This window comes from Microbulbifer mixtoriginis (SeqCode), from assembly GCF_052466765.1.
The window spans coordinates 478,761-497,011 of the sequence record NZ_CP174289.1 but is presented as its reverse complement, the minus strand read 5'-3'; the positions used below and the strand labels follow the sequence as shown (position 1 = coordinate 497,011).

The 18,251-nt window shown below is 47.1% G+C and carries 7 protein-coding genes and 1 pseudogene; 6 read left to right on the top strand and 2 right to left on the bottom strand.

Annotated features, from left to right (window positions below):
* Positions 1-122 precede the first annotated feature (122 nt).
* From ACJJIV_RS02055 to ACJJIV_RS02040, 4 genes and pseudogenes are all read left to right on the top strand, one after another.
* Positions 123-623, top strand: a complete 501-nt coding sequence (locus ACJJIV_RS02055; protein WP_444890572.1) for a hypothetical protein — start codon at positions 123-125, stop codon at positions 621-623.
* Between the two features lie 2,776 nt (positions 624-3,399).
* Complete coding sequence (locus ACJJIV_RS02050; protein ID WP_444890571.1) at positions 3,400-10,335, top strand: RHS repeat-associated core domain-containing protein; 6,936 nt, start codon at positions 3,400-3,402, stop codon at positions 10,333-10,335.
* 12 nt (positions 10,336-10,347) lie between these two features.
* Positions 10,348-10,668, top strand: coding sequence for a hypothetical protein (locus tag ACJJIV_RS02045; RefSeq protein WP_444890570.1), 321 nt, complete (start codon positions 10,348-10,350; stop codon positions 10,666-10,668).
* 281 nt (positions 10,669-10,949) lie between these two features.
* A pseudogene (locus ACJJIV_RS02040) lies at positions 10,950-11,143 on the top strand (transposase).
* A gap of 1,127 nt (positions 11,144-12,270) precedes the next feature.
* Here ACJJIV_RS02040 and ACJJIV_RS02035 read toward each other — a convergent pair.
* Entirely contained in the window at positions 12,271-12,492 is a 222-nt protein-coding gene (locus tag ACJJIV_RS02035) for a DUF2970 domain-containing protein (protein WP_252085595.1), read from the bottom strand.
* A gap of 10 nt (positions 12,493-12,502) precedes the next feature.
* Positions 12,503-16,198, bottom strand: coding sequence for a methionine synthase (gene metH / locus ACJJIV_RS02030; RefSeq protein ID WP_444890569.1), 3,696 nt, complete (start codon positions 16,196-16,198; stop codon positions 12,503-12,505).
* Positions 16,199-16,455: 257 nt separating this feature from the next.
* On the opposite strand from metH, the gene curA reads away from it, so the two are divergent.
* Positions 16,456-17,478, top strand: coding sequence for an NADPH-dependent curcumin/dihydrocurcumin reductase (curA, locus tag ACJJIV_RS02025; RefSeq protein WP_444891743.1), 1,023 nt, complete (start codon positions 16,456-16,458; stop codon positions 17,476-17,478).
* A gap of 41 nt (positions 17,479-17,519) precedes the next feature.
* Positions 17,520-18,200 (top strand): type 1 glutamine amidotransferase domain-containing protein, encoded by a 681-nt coding sequence (locus tag ACJJIV_RS02020; RefSeq protein WP_444890568.1) that lies wholly within the window; start codon positions 17,520-17,522, stop codon positions 18,198-18,200.
* Positions 18,201-18,251 lie beyond the last annotated feature (51 nt).

The window sequence follows — 18,251 nt, the reverse complement described above, 5'->3', positions numbered from 1 at the left end:
CTCCCTTATCTCCCATATTGAGATTGCTCATGTTTGTTTGAGTAAAGGTTACACATAAGAATCAAGGCTGTGTAATTTGGATTGAGGCGAAAACTTAAATTAATTTCATAAAAGGAAATGTTATGCCATTACCAAAAGATATAAAGGAGATGGGAACTGCTGTTCACCCTGTTGGTGATTTTGATTTGCACTATCAAAATCCAAAGCCCCATGAAAATGGTAGCCGTTCTATTTTGACGATGAATGTATCAGTATATCTTGAGCTCGGTTATCAGTCTAAGCACGATAAAATAGTGCATGGATATTGCGGTAAAAACAATATACAACAAAGAAATACCGATGGAAGCCAGATTTATTATAAGGATAACCCTAGTGCAGATAAAGTGCTGAGTACCTTTTACAAGGCGCGTGCAGAGACTGCTGCAGTGATAGTAAAAGATTACTTTGTTAATCAGTGGTTAAAAGGACAGACACTTCAAGAAAATAAGAAGATGTTCCCCTCTGTACAAAAAAATGAGCAAGACGATGGTTATCACTATGATGTTACATGTTACTACACTCCGGATACCACCTATGTAGTATTTCATTGTCATCCGCCGAAAGATATCAGGGTCGCACTCTAATTATAGTTAAGTGAATTACAGTCTTAAGTAATGAAGTTCTGCTGTTGAAAATTATGAAATAGACAATGTGGCCTTCAAGAGAGAGGTTCTCTTGGGGGCTGTATTGTGAATATTTCTAAGAGTAATGTAAGTATTGTACAGGTGTGCAATTTATAGATGATATTGGTCGTTTTGTGAGTTTTTGCAGATGAAGTTGTAATAGTTTGTGGCCATGAGTGTAAGGGTCGCTCAGCTGATATCTTGAAGTTGCACTTTTAATATGGGTTGTATTTTTGTAAGTCTTGCCCTTTGCATTTTTAGGTGTTTATTGATGTCGTTTTTTTTTGGTTTAACTATTCCGCCTAAATGTTGGTGGGATGGGACTTATGCCGGTAAAGGCTTTAGTGTAGGGGCTAATCACGCACTTTTAGAGTGGAAATTTATTTTCTGTGTAAGCTTGATTTGTTTGATCTGAAATTTAATTGATGTGGATCAAGGTATTTTATTCTAGGGTGTTTTTTGGTTGGTTTTTGTGAGGATTTTTGGTGGCTAAATAGAGTTTCTAAATCTGAACGATGGTTTCAAATGGAGTATAAAGACAGTTTGTGCATTTTAGTAAGGCGCATAATTTCCCTTTGGAAAGCTTATACGATAGACTCCGCGACCTGTTTTTGAGGTGGAAGCCTCGTAGTTAATTACATCGGAGTTCAGTGTGTCCAGGGATTGGAAGGCTATTTTTAGCATTTTTACATTTGTATTTTTTTACTTTTCTTTCTCTGGTCTTGCCTTGGCTGGAGTCATATCCGGAACAACCAATAGTTCCACGGGAACTGTCAAGCTTACTTACTCTAAGATTTCTCCTGCCTCAAAGGCTGAGTTTAGAATTTATAAGAGTGGTTCGCTCTATCGAACCTATAGCGTAAGTCCTAGCGGAGGAACAAAGACTTATAACTTAGGGACTGGAACTTATCGTTTTGATTTGTGGGCTGGGAATGAATGTCTACAATGGGGTCGCAATGGGCACTGCTATGAACCGGGTTTTTTCTTTAAAAGAGGTAGCCATACGGTCAAGGTAAGTATTGCTGGACCAGGCGCTGTTACTTTACCTAAAACTAGCAAAACTGGCGGGTTTAAGGTTAGTTGGGGTAAAGCATCAAAAACTCCAGGTAAGTACATATTGTGGGAGCGAAAGAACGGAGGAGCCTGGAGTGATATTTACTCCGGTGGGGGGCTTTCAAAGACATTGGCTGGTCGATCAACGGGTAAATATGAATATAGAGTGCAAGCATGCTTTACTGCGTGTAGCAGCTATGTGTACTCTCAGGCAATAACCGTTGCTAGAACACCGACCTCGGTTACTGTCCCCTCTAAAAGTACAAATGGGAGTGTTGCAATCTCATGGAATGCGGGTTCTGGTGCGTCAAAATATATACTGCAAGAGAAGAAAAACAGTGGCTCATGGGTCGAAGTATATAAGGGAAATCTCACTAAAAAGACGCTGACAGGTAGGGGAACCGGTATCTATAGCTATAGGGTTGCCGTGATTCAAGGGAGTTTGACAAGCTCGTATAAAACTTCATCAAATGTCACTGTTTCCCGGGCTCCAGGTGTTCCGAAGAACCTTGTTGTTCCTAGTAATGATTCTAACGGGGTTTACAAGATCAGCTGGGACTCGGTATCTGGCGCCTCTAGGTATAAAGTTGAACAGACGGGTGATGCTACAGGGAACTGGAGCCAAACAGGATTAAGTAAAACATTTACGAAAACAAAAAACGGTAGTTATTCCTATCGTGTGAGGGCGTGTAAAACATATAATAAGGTTGAGTCCTGTAGTGGATGGACAAGCAAAAAGACAATTAATCTAAAGTTACCCAACATTGCATTGCAATCAGTATCCAAGTCTGGAAAGGTAACTTTAGTTTTTAACACTAATTGGCCAAGGGCCGAGCGTTGTGAGTTAAAGCGAGATAATGTTACTGTAAGTAGTGCTAAATTTAGTTCTGGGTCAATATTTTCTGAGACTTTGAGTGCTAGTGGGACCTACAGCTATCGATATTCATGCCAAACGTGTTTATTAGGTAGCTTTCCTAACTGCCCGGAGCCTGATTTTGCAGGCTATGCATCAGTTTCAGCTACGGTAGTCATTGTTCCCAATAAGGCTACTCTCTCGATAAAAAATAATAAATCTTACAATGGTAATGCCAGTTTAAAATCCAATAGTACTGGGCCGATCAGCTCCGTACGTTGGCAGAAGCGAAAAAAAGGCACTGCTTGGCCCTCTGATAGCTCTTACAACACAGCTGTAGCAGTAGATTTTACTGCTACAGGTTTAACAGATGGAAGCTGGGAGTTCCGTAGTAAAAACTGTAACTCTTCAGGTTGCAGCGCTAGTTGGAGCGCTACAGCAGGCATTACTGTTTGGAATCAGCCTCTTCCGTCTGCCCCAGTTTTGGACTCTATAGCCAATAGCTCTAACGGCAGTATAAGTTTGAATTGGAGTGATCGCTCCAATGAGTTTGTATATCAGTACAAAATTTATGAAGGCGGTAAATTTTTAAAAACTGTTTCTACTAGTTCCACTTCTCCATCCAAGGTTACAGGTACACAATTGAAGCGGAATGATGGTGTTTATAAATATCATCTTGTAGCTTGTAACTTGAGGGGGTGTTCGGGAACGGGTAACTCTAAGTCTGTTATTGTGGCTAAAAAGCCGGGTAAGCCTAGTGGTTTAAATTTATCTCCGCTTTTCTCCCGAACGGGAAGTGTTGACCTGAATTGGGGAAGTAGCAGTGGCAACTTGGTTCGTTATGAAATTTTTTCAGGTACAGCCACTTCCGTGGATGGAACTATTTCTTGGAATAACTCTACAGTAATCAAACATACAAACCTGGATAATCTGTCTAAGTCTTTTAGTCTTGATGGTGGATTCTTTGCTTATAAAATCCGTGCTTGTAATCAGGTTTCTAGTTTTTCTAGTTGCTCTGCTACAGCAGTAACAGAAGTTGTGCAGGTAGAGCTTTCATCTCCTCCTGTTTCCGTAGATACACCACCACACAAGGCTACTGCCCTAGCGAATACTGATCCCGCGGTATTGGCCTCAGATCGTGTAGGTATTGTGCCTGGAGAGTTTCGTGTCAGTGAGTCTGGTGCGGCCACCTATAGCCTACCGATTCCAGTTGGCCCCTCATCGGGCAGTAGTGTGCCCAGTGTTAGTGTTAGCTATAGTAGTTCTGGGGGGCATGGTCCATTGGGTATTGGTTGGGGCATTAGTGGGCTCTCAGCAATAACCGCCTGTCGAAAATCTTTTGAAGAAGATGGAGTGAATGGCAGCCAGTTTGATAGATTCTGTCTCGATGGCCTGCGCCTAAAGTTAGTCTCATCTGGCCAATACGGTGGTGTTGGCACTCAATATAGAACATCCCTGGATTCTTTTGTCAGGGTCAAGGTGGTATCGACCGGCGTCGGTAGTAAAAAAGGCTTTGAGGTCTATCGTAAGGATGGGTCCATTTCTTACTATGGCCTAACAGATGATTCTCAGAGTACCAATGCCTGGTATATCAACAAGCAAGCAGACAGTGTCGGCAATCGAATTGAATACTCCTATCTTAAAGATAGTAATGTTGGCGAACACCTCATTGAGTACATAGATTATTCGGGTGGAAGTAATGATATTCTCGTTAACCGAATAGAGTTTAACTACGATACTAATCGTTCAGATAAACGCTATGGCTATCGTTTTGGACAAAAGTCCGCTTCGACGAGACGATTGACCTCAATCATCTCTACGGCAGAGTCCGAGGAAATACGGCGCTATAAGTTTTCCTATAAAAAGAGTGGGACAGGTCGATTATTGCTCGAAGAAGTAGAGGAATGTGTAAAGAGTAATTGTCGTAAACCAACGGTATTTACCTATTCAAAGTCTGATGGTGCTGGTCTGGTTAAAGGGCTTGCGAATCCCAATATTTTTCACTCTGGGTTTGAAGGTGGTAAATATGGCGATGTAAATGGTGATGGACTTACAGACTTTGTATTTATTCGCTACGACGGTAGTCATGGAAAACGCTATATTCGAGTTGCTTTAGGTACGAAGCAAGGGTCGCTTGCCATTCAGCCCGGGCAAATGCGAATTCGTTCCAATGAGCGTGAGGAATGGCACCTCTTAGATTACAACAACGATGGTAAAGATGATTTACTGCATGCGCCAATTTCCGACAGTTCTACATATTGGGAAGTCAATTACTCTAATGGATCTGGGTTTAGTGTAACTGATACTCCTACAGCAATTACTTTCCAAAAAGGTCAGTTGGGTAAAATGCATGATTTTAATGCAGATGGTTTGCCCGACTATATCTATTTTACTGGGGGTAACGCTGATCATTTCAGGAGTCAATCACCTAACCTTAAAATCAGGGAGCTGCAGCGCAGCAGCTCGGGCAAGTTATCATTCAAAAATAGTGAAGTAGTAAGAAGTTTGTCTCTTCCCAGTTCTACCCCGCCTGGGGGAAGAACTGGCTTATACATAAATCGAACTAATGTGAATGTGCGCGATAAAGATATCGTGGCTGATTTCAATGGTGACGGAATTGCAGACTTAACTGCGATTGTGTCAACTAACTGGCGTTGTACCGAGCCATCTATCGATTGTTATAATGATATTACTTCAAGGACCGATTATCATTTTGTTGTGTTGATGTCCAATGTTAATGGTGGGCATTCTACTGTCTTTTCACGTCAATTATTTAACAGTGGCGGGTCCACTGAGCACATGGTGAGTGATCTCAATGGTGATGGCTTACCCGATTTACTCTTTAGGGTCAGCAATAAAAGTGCCTGGAGTATTTATCACTTTAATGGGGTTAAATTTATAACCTCAAAAGCTCTACCAGCCATTGTAGATGACAATATTCAGTTATATGACTGGGATATGGATGGTCTGGTCGACATTCTTTACCCGAACGCTAACGATAAAATAAATAACGAATACCAGTATTTATATGTGCTCCCCAATAAATCAAATGGCTTTGGTGCAGGAGTCAAGACCGGATTAATACTTGGCGTAGATAAGAGTGATCACAGTCACTATATTATGGATGTGACTGGGGATGGTCGCCCTGAAATCGTTGAAAAGTGCGCTAACCGTGATGAAAAAGAAAACCACTGCGATGATATGCGCACCCGCTCAGGGTTCTTTAGTGGTTCTGGTTTTACAGATAAGTATGTGCGTATCCTCAAACCTAAGCATGGTAATAAACCAGTTGATATTCTTGAATCTGTTGAGAATGGTTTCGGCGTTAGAACAGAAATTCAATATGCACGCCTAAATGACGACAGTGCTAATATTTATAATCGCAAGAAGGGCTCCTTCAAGCTAAATTATGGGCGCGGTTCACCCGTTTTTGACTTGTATTCACCGATGTACGTGGTGAAGAAAGTGATTTCTGATGCGCCGGCGGCGAATGACAATAACAATACTGTAGAGGCTCATTACCACTATGCAGGTGCGCGTATGCAGAGTGGTGGACGCGGTTTCCTCGGTTTTGAGTCGGTTACCACTTATGACCCTCAAAACAAGGTGAAGATAACAACCCGGTATCGCCAAGACTACCCTTACATAGGGATGCCTTCACAAACGGCTAAGGTAATAGAGCCCAATGCCAGCAATATCAAAACTCCGGCTTCCTGTAGTGAATCCAGCCTTAAGCTGATTAGCTGTTCTATTAATACGCTTAAATCGGTTGAGCCGGTATCCGGTAAAACAGTAATGCCCTATATCAGCCAAGCGCAGGATAAGTCCTATAGCTTGGATGGACATTATCTGGGCAAGGTGGTGACTACCACTAATTACACGGCTGATGTTGATATCAAGTATGGCAATGTCAGCTCTGTGGTGGTTAAAAATTATGATGCTTCAAATAACCTTGTTCAGAGCAAAACCACAAGTAACAAATATAATAATGTGGTTAGCAGCAGCCGCTGGCATTTGGCGCGACTGAATGAGAGCAGCGTCACTACTCAGAGGCAAGGTAGCTTGGCTGCACCACAGATCAAGCGCACTGTACATTTTGGTTATGACGCCCAGACCGGCCTTTTAACTGATGAATGGGTAGCCAAAGGTAGCGTAGAAGAATTGCACACCCGTTACGAACACGATCGCTTTGGTAATCGTATTGCAGCTACTGTGACCGATGCGCTTGGTGAAAGCCGTACTAGCCATACGGGTTATGACAGCTATGGGCGCTTTCCGACCAGTAAGACTAATGCGCTTAGTCAAACGGTAGAGCAGTATTTGGGAATGGATGCCTTTGGCCAACCAAGTAAAGTATTTGATATTAGTGGGGTGGCCACCACTTATGCCTACTCTCAATTTGGTAATCGCTACTTTGAGCATCATGAGACAGGTAGTCATAGCACGACCCTGAGTACATTCTGCGCTGACAGCGGTGGCTGCCCTACGGTCGCTGGTATACCGGCGCATTTTAAGGTGACTACTACCGGTATCGATAAAACAAAAACGGTAATGTACCACGATCGTCTGGGCCGGGAGATCCGCAAACAAACTCAGGACTTTCATGGTAAATCTGTATTTGTAGATACCCAGTACGATGTGCAGTCCCGTGTTAAAAAGATTTCCGATCCCTATAAAAGCGGCAGCTCTCCGCGTTGGACCTCTTACTCCTACGATATTCTAGGGCGCACCACCAAAGTGGATGCACCCAGTGGCCAATGTGATAGCACCATTACCTACAATGGTCTGAGAGAAACTACTAAAAATTGTGCACAGCAAACTAAGGTTACCCAGAAAAATGTGCTCGGTGAGCTGGCCCAAGTCACTGATAACATCGGAGGAAAACTTAAGTATGAATATTTTGCTGATGGCAACCTCCGACATGTTCGTGTATTGAATAGCGGAGGCGGCGAAACTTCAGTAACCAGTATTGAATACGATAATCTGGGTCGTAAGAAACGCTTGGTAGATCCGGATAAGGGCACATGGACCTACGGCTATAACGGTTTTGGCGAGTTGGCTTGGCAGAAGGATGCCAAGGGGCAGGGTACCACCATGACCTATGATGCCCTTGGCCGTATGGTGACTCGAGCCGATTACACTAGTTTCAATTCCAGTAGCCAAACAGGCAAGCTACAGAACTTTAGCCGTTGGTACTACGACCAGGATCCTGGTTGTAATTCCAAATACCGATTCGATGGCAAACTGGTGGCCGTAGCCCAAGCTTCCGTAGTTATTAACGGTAGCTGCAATACAAATATGGAGGACATTAGCTTCCTTAAGCTAATGCACTACGATATTTACGGTCGCCTGGGTGAAACTACGACGGTGCTGGGTGTACTTGATGGCGAAGGGGATTTTTATGAGAAGGTCACCTATGACAAATACAGCCGTATCAAGCGTAGCTTTGACGCCAGTAATCAGCAGGTAGCTCGCCAACAAAATTACCTATATGGCATGGAAACTGTTTATAACAGCTATGGGTATAAGGTGGGTGTGCGGGATGTGAAGGCTCCTGCCGGGCAGGGTTACTACTACCGTGTGAAGCGCATGAACCTGCGCGGACAGGTAGAAGAAGTATTGTTGGGTAATGGCCTCACAACCACTTATGAGTATCACCCACAGCACTATCGCCTCACCAGTATCCTCACAGATATTAATCCTGGGGTAGGTCAAGTGCAGAATCTGCATTACGACTGGAATGCTATCGGCAACCTTTTGTCTAAAACCGATCTCAGTGGAGATGGTAGTTACAGCAAGGATCTACAGGAAAGTTTTGAGTACGATGGCCTGAACCGCCTGCGCTATGCACGGCTCTATAGTGGCGGTAGCGAAGCTAGCGTGCAGGAAGTGCGTTACAACGATGCCGGAAACATCAGATTTAAAAGTGGGGTTGGAAATTATAGTTACGATAGTGCTCGACCTCATGCTGTGACAAAAGCTGGAAGCCTTAGTTATGAATACGATGAAAATGGCAACATGGTACGAGGTTCAAATAACCGCATAAGGGAATATACGGTATTTGATAAGCCAAGTTTACTCACCAAAGATAGTCATAAAACCCGCCTTTATTATGGTCCCGACCGTAGTCGCTTCAAGCGTGTGGACGACAATGGCAAAGGTACTGTGACTACCTTGCAGATCGGCAGCGTCGAGAAAGTGATTGAGCGCAGTACTTCCGGTGCCCATATAAAGAGCTTCTATCGCCGCAATATTGCGGGGGTCGCTGTTGAGCGAATACAACTAAATGCGTCGGATGAAATTGCCGGTACTAGCACTCAGTATTTACACAAAGATCTACAGGGCTCCCTGGATGTCATTACTGATAGTAAGGGGCAGGTTGCAGAAGATGCTGCAGGTAACAAGTTGCTATACAGCTTTGATGCCTGGGGCAAACGCCGCAACCCGTTGAACTGGGAGCGTATTGGTTCTGGCCCCTCGAATACGGTTAAGACTTTAAACGTTGGTGCTTTTAATCATTTAAGTAGTAACCGTGGTTACACAGGTCATGAAATGATGGATGAGGTGGGCCTTATTCATATGAATGGTCGGGTGTACGATCCCAATCTGTCACGCTTCTTAACAGCGGATCCGATCATTGATGGTATTACTTCGGTCCAGGGCTACAATCGTTATGCCTATGTACACAATAATCCGCTGACTTATACGGATCCTTCTGGGTATAGTTCTTGGAATAAGTGGAGAGACTCTGTAGTAAAGCCGGTGGTCGCGGTAGTGATTGCTATTTACACTGGAGGACAGTCTCTTGCAGCGTTACAGGCTGGTCAGACTGCGGCTGCGGCTGGGTGGGCCGCTGCCGGCGGTGCTGCCGCTGGAGCAGTACAAAGCGGTACAGTTAAAGGTGCCTTTTTTGGTGCTTTCAGTGCAGTGGCATTTATGGGGATTGGTAATGCTTTTCAAGGAGCGAAATGGGCAACTCAGGGCGTTGTTGGGAAAGGAGTAATGGGCACTGGTCTGAACGGCTATGGTTATGCTGCAAAAGTCTTTGCTCACTCAGTGGCAGGCGGCCTTTTGTCTGAAGCTCAGGGAGGAAAGTTTAAGCATGGCTTTGCTGCAGCAGGTGTGGCTCAAGCATTCTCAGGGGCTGTCGACTTGATTGATGCCGGAAATACTGGCTTTAGTACTGCTAGGGTTGTTGTCGCAGCTCTCTTGGGAGGAACCACTTCAGTTGTATCCGGAGGGAAGTTTGCCAATGGAGCTATAACAGCTGCTTTTGCTCGGGCTTTTAATGAGGAGTCTCATAGAAGCGAAGGAAAAGGAGAGGATGGCAGTTGTGCAAGCCCATCTGATGGAAATTTAGTAGCCAGTTGCTATGCCACTGGGGGCGGTAAACGTATTGAGTATAAAGGGGAGACGGTCAAACTGTGTGAATATAGATGTACTGTCACATTTAAGGGTTCAAAAACAACAATAACTGATGTTGGGACTTTTTCTGTTGATCAAGCCGAAAGCCTTACTTTACCGAATTTGCGAAACGTGAATGCTTGTGGCGTACCAAACATAGAGGTTGGAAGTGATTCCCTAGGGTGTTTTGGTCAAGTGTTAGGTGTTGAAAGGATGCCTGGACAGTCTTTAACGACTGCCGTTGGAATTATGACTTCATTCCAGGTTCAACCGATCCATGGTGATCTTTATGAAATCTTGAAGTCCTATCATGACTTAAGAAAGATGGATGTTATGCGTGTAATAGATGAGAGGTCAGAATAGGGTTGTAGAGCCATGAAAATGATATGCGGCATTATATTTTTTATTTCTTTTGGCTCATTTGCGGCTAGTGCAGGGGATGTCGGTGAAGTTAAATGCGATAATTATCCTGCAGGTGGAAATATATATAAAATTTGCTTTATAAATGTAGATGGAATCAATGTTCCTCATGGAAAGTATGAAATCATTAATGAGAAAGGGGTAGCCGTTCTTGAGCAATATTACGAGAGAGGTGAGGAGGTGGGTTTTTTAATTAATCGTGCAGATGATGGTAAAGTTTTGAAGGTTTGCTATTTTTCTCGTGGTAAAAATGAATCTGAATGCATAGAGTTGTAGTTTCTTTATTTGGCGAAAATCTATTGGAATATACAGGATGGCGTCCTGTTAAATTTTAATAGAGTTGAAATAACGCCGTGATAAAAATTAATTTTTTTCACGGCAGAGTAATTATCTCAGAGCTCTTTTATATTAATTAATGCATAGGTAAGGCATTGCCTCTGGCGGTGAGGCTTGACAGGGCTCTGCCGTTTCGGAGCGCAGAATGAAAAATATGGCCTCCATGAAACGGCAAGTTCTATAAAGGAGGTCATGTGCGAGATTGACAATTCAAAGCTCACGTGAAGTATGATTGCAGGTGCCACGTGGTATTTGTGCTTAAGTACAGAAAGAAAGTATTATTTGGAACGTTGAGACGGAGGTGGGAGCGATGTTTCGAGACTTATGCAAGGGTATTGAGTTGGTCGAGGGGTACGCAATGAGGGATCATATTCATATATTGTTAATTATTCCTCCGAAATTGAGTGTATTCTAATACGGTTGGGTTTTGAAAAGAAAATCTGCGTTCCAGATATTTCGGAAGTGCAAGCATGTACAGAGAAACTTTACAGGAAGACACTTTGGGGTCCGGGGATACTGCGTTAGTACAGTGGGCTTGATGGGCAGATAATTCGAGAGTAAATCAAGAATTAAGATGCTGAAGAGCGTCGTTAAGAGCAGATGCAGCTGGCGGGATTGTAACTAGCCCCCTTTGGGAGCTTTCACCATACCACCCGCTATGTGGGTGGTTGCTGATTTTGAGAGAATTCTTTTATCTGTGTTCGACTTTGCTTGAATCTGATGCCAAGATTATATATGAGGAGATTGTTTTACTCATGCCGGCATCTAGCTTGCCACCAAAGGGCTAATCGGAAATGTTGTCTAAAAATCAGTGCTGGTAGCTATAAGTATTTTAGCTCAGGCTTTAGTTATACTCCCTGGGTGGGTCAAGTTAATTTGCGTGATATATTGATATATATTGGAGGCCTGATATGGGTTCCCAAAATTTTTATTTATAAATAGGGTATGCGTAGCATTTCCGATTTAGATGATTTTCGATTTAGTATGGAAATTGCCGGTGCGTTGGCGAATATAGTTAGCGCCCTCAGCGTGGGAGCCTGTAATCACCCTAATTGCAATCGCAGTAATATCGGTCATTAAATGCTGGATAAGGCAGACCCTTTCCCTATAAATGAACAGATCTACGATCTAACCCCGGGCTACCTTGCAACTGCAGACTCAATTTGCTCTACTTGTTATGCCGCTGCCTGCGGCTCACCTACTTTGAATAACAATAATGTGTAATCGGAGAAATTCGATGAAGGAAGAAGTAGCTGTTACCCCGGAAGAAGACAATTTCGCAGATGCCATCGCCGCTGTAGCTCTGGTCGCTATCTTTGTTGCAACCTGTATTTTCTGGGTTGCTACCCGCTGACCCATATGATGTCCCGACCCGGAGCCGAGCCGTACCGGGTACTTCTCCGTAAATTCCTCTTTATAACCTACAGCAATACCTTCCATAGGGCTATTTGCTAGGGCTGAAATCTATTTATGCAGTAATTTTTGTAATCAAGCGGGCGAGGAGCCCGCTTGTGATGAGAGAATTCTAGCTGGGGGAGAGCTTTAGCCCATATTGCCCAGTACGGTCTTTACGATCAGTATTAGGGTTAAGACAAACAAAATGGTGAAGACAATTCCGGCGACAACAAAGTGCATCATGCTGCCGCTTTGAAAGTCCTTCTCTCGGTTCTTGTTGCTCTGAACTCCAATGGCCCCTGCCAGAGTGCTTAGTACAATCTGGCCTAGTCCGGGCTTCCTTGCTCGTTTCTTATTATTTTCCTGCATGGGGGGATCCTCACTCTTCGAGATTTGGGCGCAGCCAGCGCTCCAGTTCCTGTTCACTAATTCCTTTGCGCTTGGCCAGGCTTTGCAGCTGGTCCCGACCGATTTTACCGACATTAAAGTATTTGGCCTGCGGGTGGGCGAAGTACCAGCCGCTGACTGCGGCCGCTGGCATCATGGCGAAATGCTCGGTCAGGCTGACCCCGGCATTTTCTTCGGCGTTCAATAAACTGAACAAAGTCGCCTTTTCTGAGTGGTCCGGGCAGGCAGGATAGCCGGGCGCCGGGCGGATACCTTGGTAGGCTTCTTTGATTAGCTGCTCATTGCTCAACTCTTCGTCTGCCGCATAGCCCCAGTATTCCTTGCGTACTTGGCGGTGCAGGGTTTCAGCAAAAGATTCTGCCAGTCGGTCCGCCAGGGCCTTCACCATAATTGCGTTATAGTCATCGTGCTTGGCTTCGTAGCTCTGTGCCAGCTCGTCGGCGCCAATGCCAGTGGTAACTGCGAAGCCGCCGACATAATCGATATAGCCGGAATCCAGAGGAGCGACAAAATCTGCCAGTGAACGGCACAGACCATCGCCGCCCATCTTTTGTACCTGTTGGCGAATATGATGTAAACGCGCCAGTTCATCACTGCGCGCTTCATCTTTGTACACGATGATATCGTCGCCGATGCTATTGGCGGGCCACAAACCGAACACAGCGCGGGCGCGCAGCTGCTTTTTGGCAATCATCTCTTTCAGCAGGCGCTGGGCATTGTGGTAGAGATCGCTGGCAGCCTCGCCGACCACTTCATCCTTGAGGATAGCCGGATACTTGCCCGCCAGATCCCAGGATAAAAAGAAGGGTGTCCAATCAAGCGTATCGAGGAGGTTTTCCAGGGGAAAATCTTCGATAACGGTAATTCCCAATTTTTTGGGTTGTACGGGTTGGTAATTTTGCCAGTCGAATTCAGGGGCGTTATCTCGGGCTTCCGCATAGGTCAGCCGGGTGTCGTTGCGCTTTCTATTTGCGGTGCGGGTGCGCACCTTTTCATATTCCGCGCGAACCTTTTCAACAAAGGCGGGGCGCAGTTCATCGGAAATCAAGCTGCTGGCCACCCCCACAGCGCGCGAGGCATCGGCCACATACACTACCTGATTGCGATTGAATTGGGGATCAATTTTCACTGCGGTGTGTGCCTTGGAAGTGGTGGCACCGCCAATCAGCAGGGGGATATCGAACTTCTGGCGTTCCATTTCTGCGGCGACATGCACCATCTCATCAAGGGAGGGGGTGATTAAACCGGATAGGCCGATAATGTCACAACTCTTTTCCCGGGCGGTTTGCAGAATAGTTTCTGCGGCCACCATCACGCCGAGGTCGATGACCTCGTAATTGTTACAGGCCAGCACCACACCGACGATATTCTTGCCGATATCGTGCACATCGCCTTTTACCGTGGCCATAAGGATACGGCCGTTGGGCCGGCTGTCCTCGGTTTTTTCCGCTTCGATAAACGGTTGTAAATAGGCGACGGCCTGCTTCATCACCCGTGCCGATTTCACCACCTGGGGCAGGAACATCTTGCCCTCGCCAAACAGGTCGCCAACGATATTCATACCGTCCATCAGCGGACCTTCGATCACATCCAGGGGGCGGCTGCTATTGGCGCGGGCCTCTTCGGTGTCTGCCTCGATATAGTTGTTGATTCCTTTTACTAAGGAGTGCGCCAGACGTTCTTTGACCGGCAGCTCACGCCAGCTGAGGTCTTCCTTGCGCGCAGTGCCGCCGCCTTCACCCATATATTTGGGGGCGATATCCAACAGGGCTTCGGTGGCTTCGTCATTGCGATTGAGAATGACGTCTTCCACCTTTTCCCGCAGTTCTTCAGGCAGCTCGTCATAAACCGCGAGCTGACCGGCGTTGACGATGCCCATATTCAGGCCGGCCTTGATGGCGTGGAATAGGAATACCGAGTGAATCGCCTCGCGCACCGGGTTGTTGCCGCGGAAAGAGAAGGAAACGTTGGAGACACCACCGCTGATTTGGGCACCGGGTAGGTTCTCACGAATCCAACGGCAGGCCTCAATAAAGTCCACCGCGTAGTTGTTGTGCTCTTCAATGCCAGTGGCGACAGCGAAAATATTGGGATCGAAAATAATATCGGTGGGATCGAAACCGACTTCCTCTACCAATACTTCATAACTGCGCTTACAGATTTCGATTTTGCGCTCAAAGGTATCCGCCTGACCCTGCTCATCAAAGGCCATCACCACTACGGCGGCACCATAGCGCAGGCACAGTTGCGCCTTCTCAATAAACTCCTCTTTGCCTTCCTTGAGGCTGATGGAGTTCACGATGGGTTTACCCTGAATACACTGCAGTCCGGCCTCGATCACCTCCCATTTGGAGGAGTCCACCATAAAGGGCACCTTAGCGATGTCGGGCTCGGTGGCGGCCAGGTTGAGAAAACGGCGCATGGCGGCGTGTGCATCGAGCATCGCCTCATCCATATTGAAATCAATCACCTGCGCGCCATCTTCCACCTGTGCGGCGGCGACCTGCAGGGCGGTATCGTAATCCTCTTCCAGAATCAGTCGCTTGAAACGGGCGGAGCCGGTCACATTACAGCGCTCGCCCACATTGACGAAGAGGGCGCTTTCGTCGGCCACAAAAGGCTCCAAACCGGAAAGGCGTAAAGCCGGTTTGATCTCGGGCAACTGGCGCGGAGGGATATCGGATACCGCCTCTGCAATGGCGCGGATGTGTTCTGGCGTGGTGCCGCAGCAACCACCGAGAATATTGATAAAGCCACTGCGGGCAAACTCCGCCACAATCGCCGCGGTTTGCTCCGGGGTTTCGTCGTATTCGCCAAACTCATTGGGCAGGCCGGCATTGGGGTGCGCGGAAACATAAGTGGCACAGGCACCGGATAGGGCCTCCACATAAGGGCGCAGCTCAGTGGCCCCTAGGGCACAGTTAAGACCAACGGAAATCGGCTTGGCGTGGGCGATGGAGTAATAAAAGGCCTCAGTGGTCTGGCCGGAGAGGGTGCGGCCGGAGGCGTCAGTGATGGTGCCGGAGATCATAATCGGCAACTCGAAGCCCAGCTCCTCAAACAGCTGCTGCATGGCGTAAATGGCCGCCTTGGCATTGAGCGTGTCGAAGATGGTTTCAATCAGGATCAGGTCACTGCCGCCCTCTATTAGGGCGCGGCCGGCTTCCACATAATTGTGTACCAGCTCATTGAAAGTCACATTGCGCGCACCCGGGTCGTTGACATCTGGGGAAATACTGGCGGTGCGAGAGGTGGGACCAATCACCCCGGCCACCCAGCGGGGGCGCTCGGGTGTGGAAAGAGCATCCGCCGCGCGCCGGGCCACTTCTGCAGAGGTTCGGTTCAGCTCTACTACAAGATGTTCCATGTCGTAATCAGACTGGGACAGCTCAGTCGCATTAAAAGTATTGGTCTCGATAATGTCGGCGCCAGCTTCCAGGTATTGCCGGTGGATTTGTTCGATCAGGTAGGGACGAGTAATGCTTAAAAGGTCGTTATTACCTTTCAGATCCTTATGGAAGTCAGCAAAGCGGGCGCCGCGGTAATCTTCTTCCTGTAATTTTTCCCGCTGAATCATGGTTCCCATAGCGCCGTCGAGAATCAGGATGCGCTGAGCGAGCGCGGCTTTGAGTTGCTCCAGGCGTTGATTACGGGAAAGCGCAGACATTGACCAATCCTTAATTGTCTATGGCGGGAAAGGCATCAATCTTAGCACACGGATACTTGTCAACAGGGGCTAAATTGATGGGCAAAAAATACCACGACACAATAACCGGTAAATTTTTACTAACGGCGTGCAATTTCTATCTATAGTTTGGCCTTCAGTAGACATAAAAACTCAGGAGAGGGCCTGGCTCGCCAATGGTACAAAAGGTGGTACCAAGTGAAAGTCTGGCTCAGTGAAGGAGATACATCGTGCAATCAATGGATAAGAACCGCCGGGTTGTATTGGCTTCCCGGCCCGAAGGGGCACCGAGCGAAGACAATTTTAGTATTGAGGAGTTGGGGGTGCCCGAACCCGCTCGGGGTGAGGTGTTGTTACGAACGGTTTTTCTTTCCCTGGACCCCTATATGCGCGGCCGCATGAGTGATGCCAAATCGTACGCAGAGCCGGTACCCCTGGGGGGCGTTATGGTGGGTGGCACAGTAAGTCGGGTGCTTGTGTCACACCTGGATGATTTCGAAGAGGGAGACTGGGTACTGGGTTATTGCGGATGGCAGGATTATGCAATCTCAGATGGTGAAGGGTTGGTGAATCTTGGTAAAAATCCCAGCCATCCCTCCTATGCACTCGGTGTTTTGGGTATGCCGGGTATTACCGCCTATTACGGGCTGCTGGAAATTGGCCAGCCAAAAGCAGGGGATACTCTGGTTGTCGCTGCAGCTACTGGCCCTGTGGGCTCCACTGTAGGGCAGATTGGTAAAATTCAGGGATGCCGGGTAGTTGGTATTGCCGGTGGAGCAGAAAAATGCCGCTACGCGGTAGAGGAGTTGGGCTTTGATATCTGTCTCAACCACCGAGCAGAGGAGTTTCCCGAGCAGTTGGAGGAGGCCTGTCCAGACGGTGTGGATGTGTATTTCGAAAATGTGGGCGGAGATGTATTTGATGCGGTTTTACCGCTTCTCAATGACTTTGCCCGGGTTCCCGTGTGTGGGCTGGTTGCTCACTACAACGCCACGTCACTGCCCGAGGGCCCGGATCGCCTGAGCTTGTTGATGCGTGAAATCCTTACCAAGCGCCTAAAAATCCAAGGATTTATTATTTTTGATCAATATGAGCGCTTCAGCGATTTTATTATTGGTTTGAGTCACTGGGTTGGCGAGGGTCGCATCAAATACCGTGAGGATCTGGTGGAGGGATTGGAAAAAGCGCCCCGCGCCCTGATGGGGTTATTGCGGGGGGAGAATTTTGGCAAAGTCGTGGTGCGCTTGGGTACCGACGATTAATTGCAGAACTGAATCAATAACAGGCACCAGGGAGGTCGCCGATGAAAATTTTAATGGTTTTGACTTCACACGATAAGCTGGGCAATACCGGTAAGAAGACTGGTTTTTGGCTGGAGGAATTTGCCGCGCCTTACTACGTCTTCAAGGATGCCGGGGCGCAAGTTACACTGGTTTCCCCCAAGGGCGGGCAACCACCGCTAGACCCCAAAAGTGATGAACCAGATTTCCAGACCGATGCCACCCTGCGTTTCCGCCAGGATCCGGCAGCCCAGCAAGCGCTTGCCAATACGGGCAAGCTTGCCGATGTGCAGGAGGCGGATTTCGATGCTGTTTTTTATCCCGGTGGTCACGGCCCCCTTTGGGATCTGGCAGAGGATAAGGATTCCATTTCCCTGATTGAGGCGTTCTATGGGGCTGATAAGCCGGTGGGTGCTGTGTGTCATGCACCGGCCATTTTTCGCCATACCCGGCGCAAAGGCGGCCATCCCCTGGTTTCCGGCAAGAGTGTCACCGGCTTCAGTAACTCCGAGGAGGAGGCGGTGGGATTGGTGGATGTTGTGCCCTTTCTGGTTGAGGATATGCTTAAAGATCGCGGAGGCAACTACTCTAGCGAAGACGATTGGGCACCCTATGTGGTCGTGGATGGCAAGCTGGTCACTGGTCAGAACCCCGCTTCTTCGGAGGATGTGGCACAAACCCTGATGGGAATGATCCTCGTTTGAGCTATTTTTTTGGGGGGTGTCCGGGGCCGCCACCCTCCCGAAAAACACACC

Excerpts from the sequence above, each read along its gene's own strand:
- metH (WP_444890569.1), bottom strand. The coding sequence starts at position 16,198 with ATGTCTGCGCTTTCCCGTAATCAACGCCTGGAGCAACTCAAAGCCGCG.
- curA (WP_444891743.1), top strand. The coding sequence starts at position 16,456 with ATGGATAAGAACCGCCGGGTTGTATTGGCTTCCCGGCCCGAAGGGGCA.
- ACJJIV_RS02020 (WP_444890568.1), top strand. The coding sequence starts at position 17,520 with ATGAAAATTTTAATGGTTTTGACTTCACACGATAAGCTGGGCAATACC.
- ACJJIV_RS02045 (WP_444890570.1), top strand. The coding sequence starts at position 10,348 with ATGAAAATGATATGCGGCATTATATTTTTTATTTCTTTTGGCTCATTT.
- ACJJIV_RS02055 (WP_444890572.1), top strand. The coding sequence starts at position 123 with ATGCCATTACCAAAAGATATAAAGGAGATGGGAACTGCTGTTCACCCT.
- ACJJIV_RS02035 (WP_252085595.1), bottom strand. The coding sequence starts at position 12,492 with ATGCAGGAAAATAATAAGAAACGAGCAAGGAAGCCCGGACTAGGCCAG.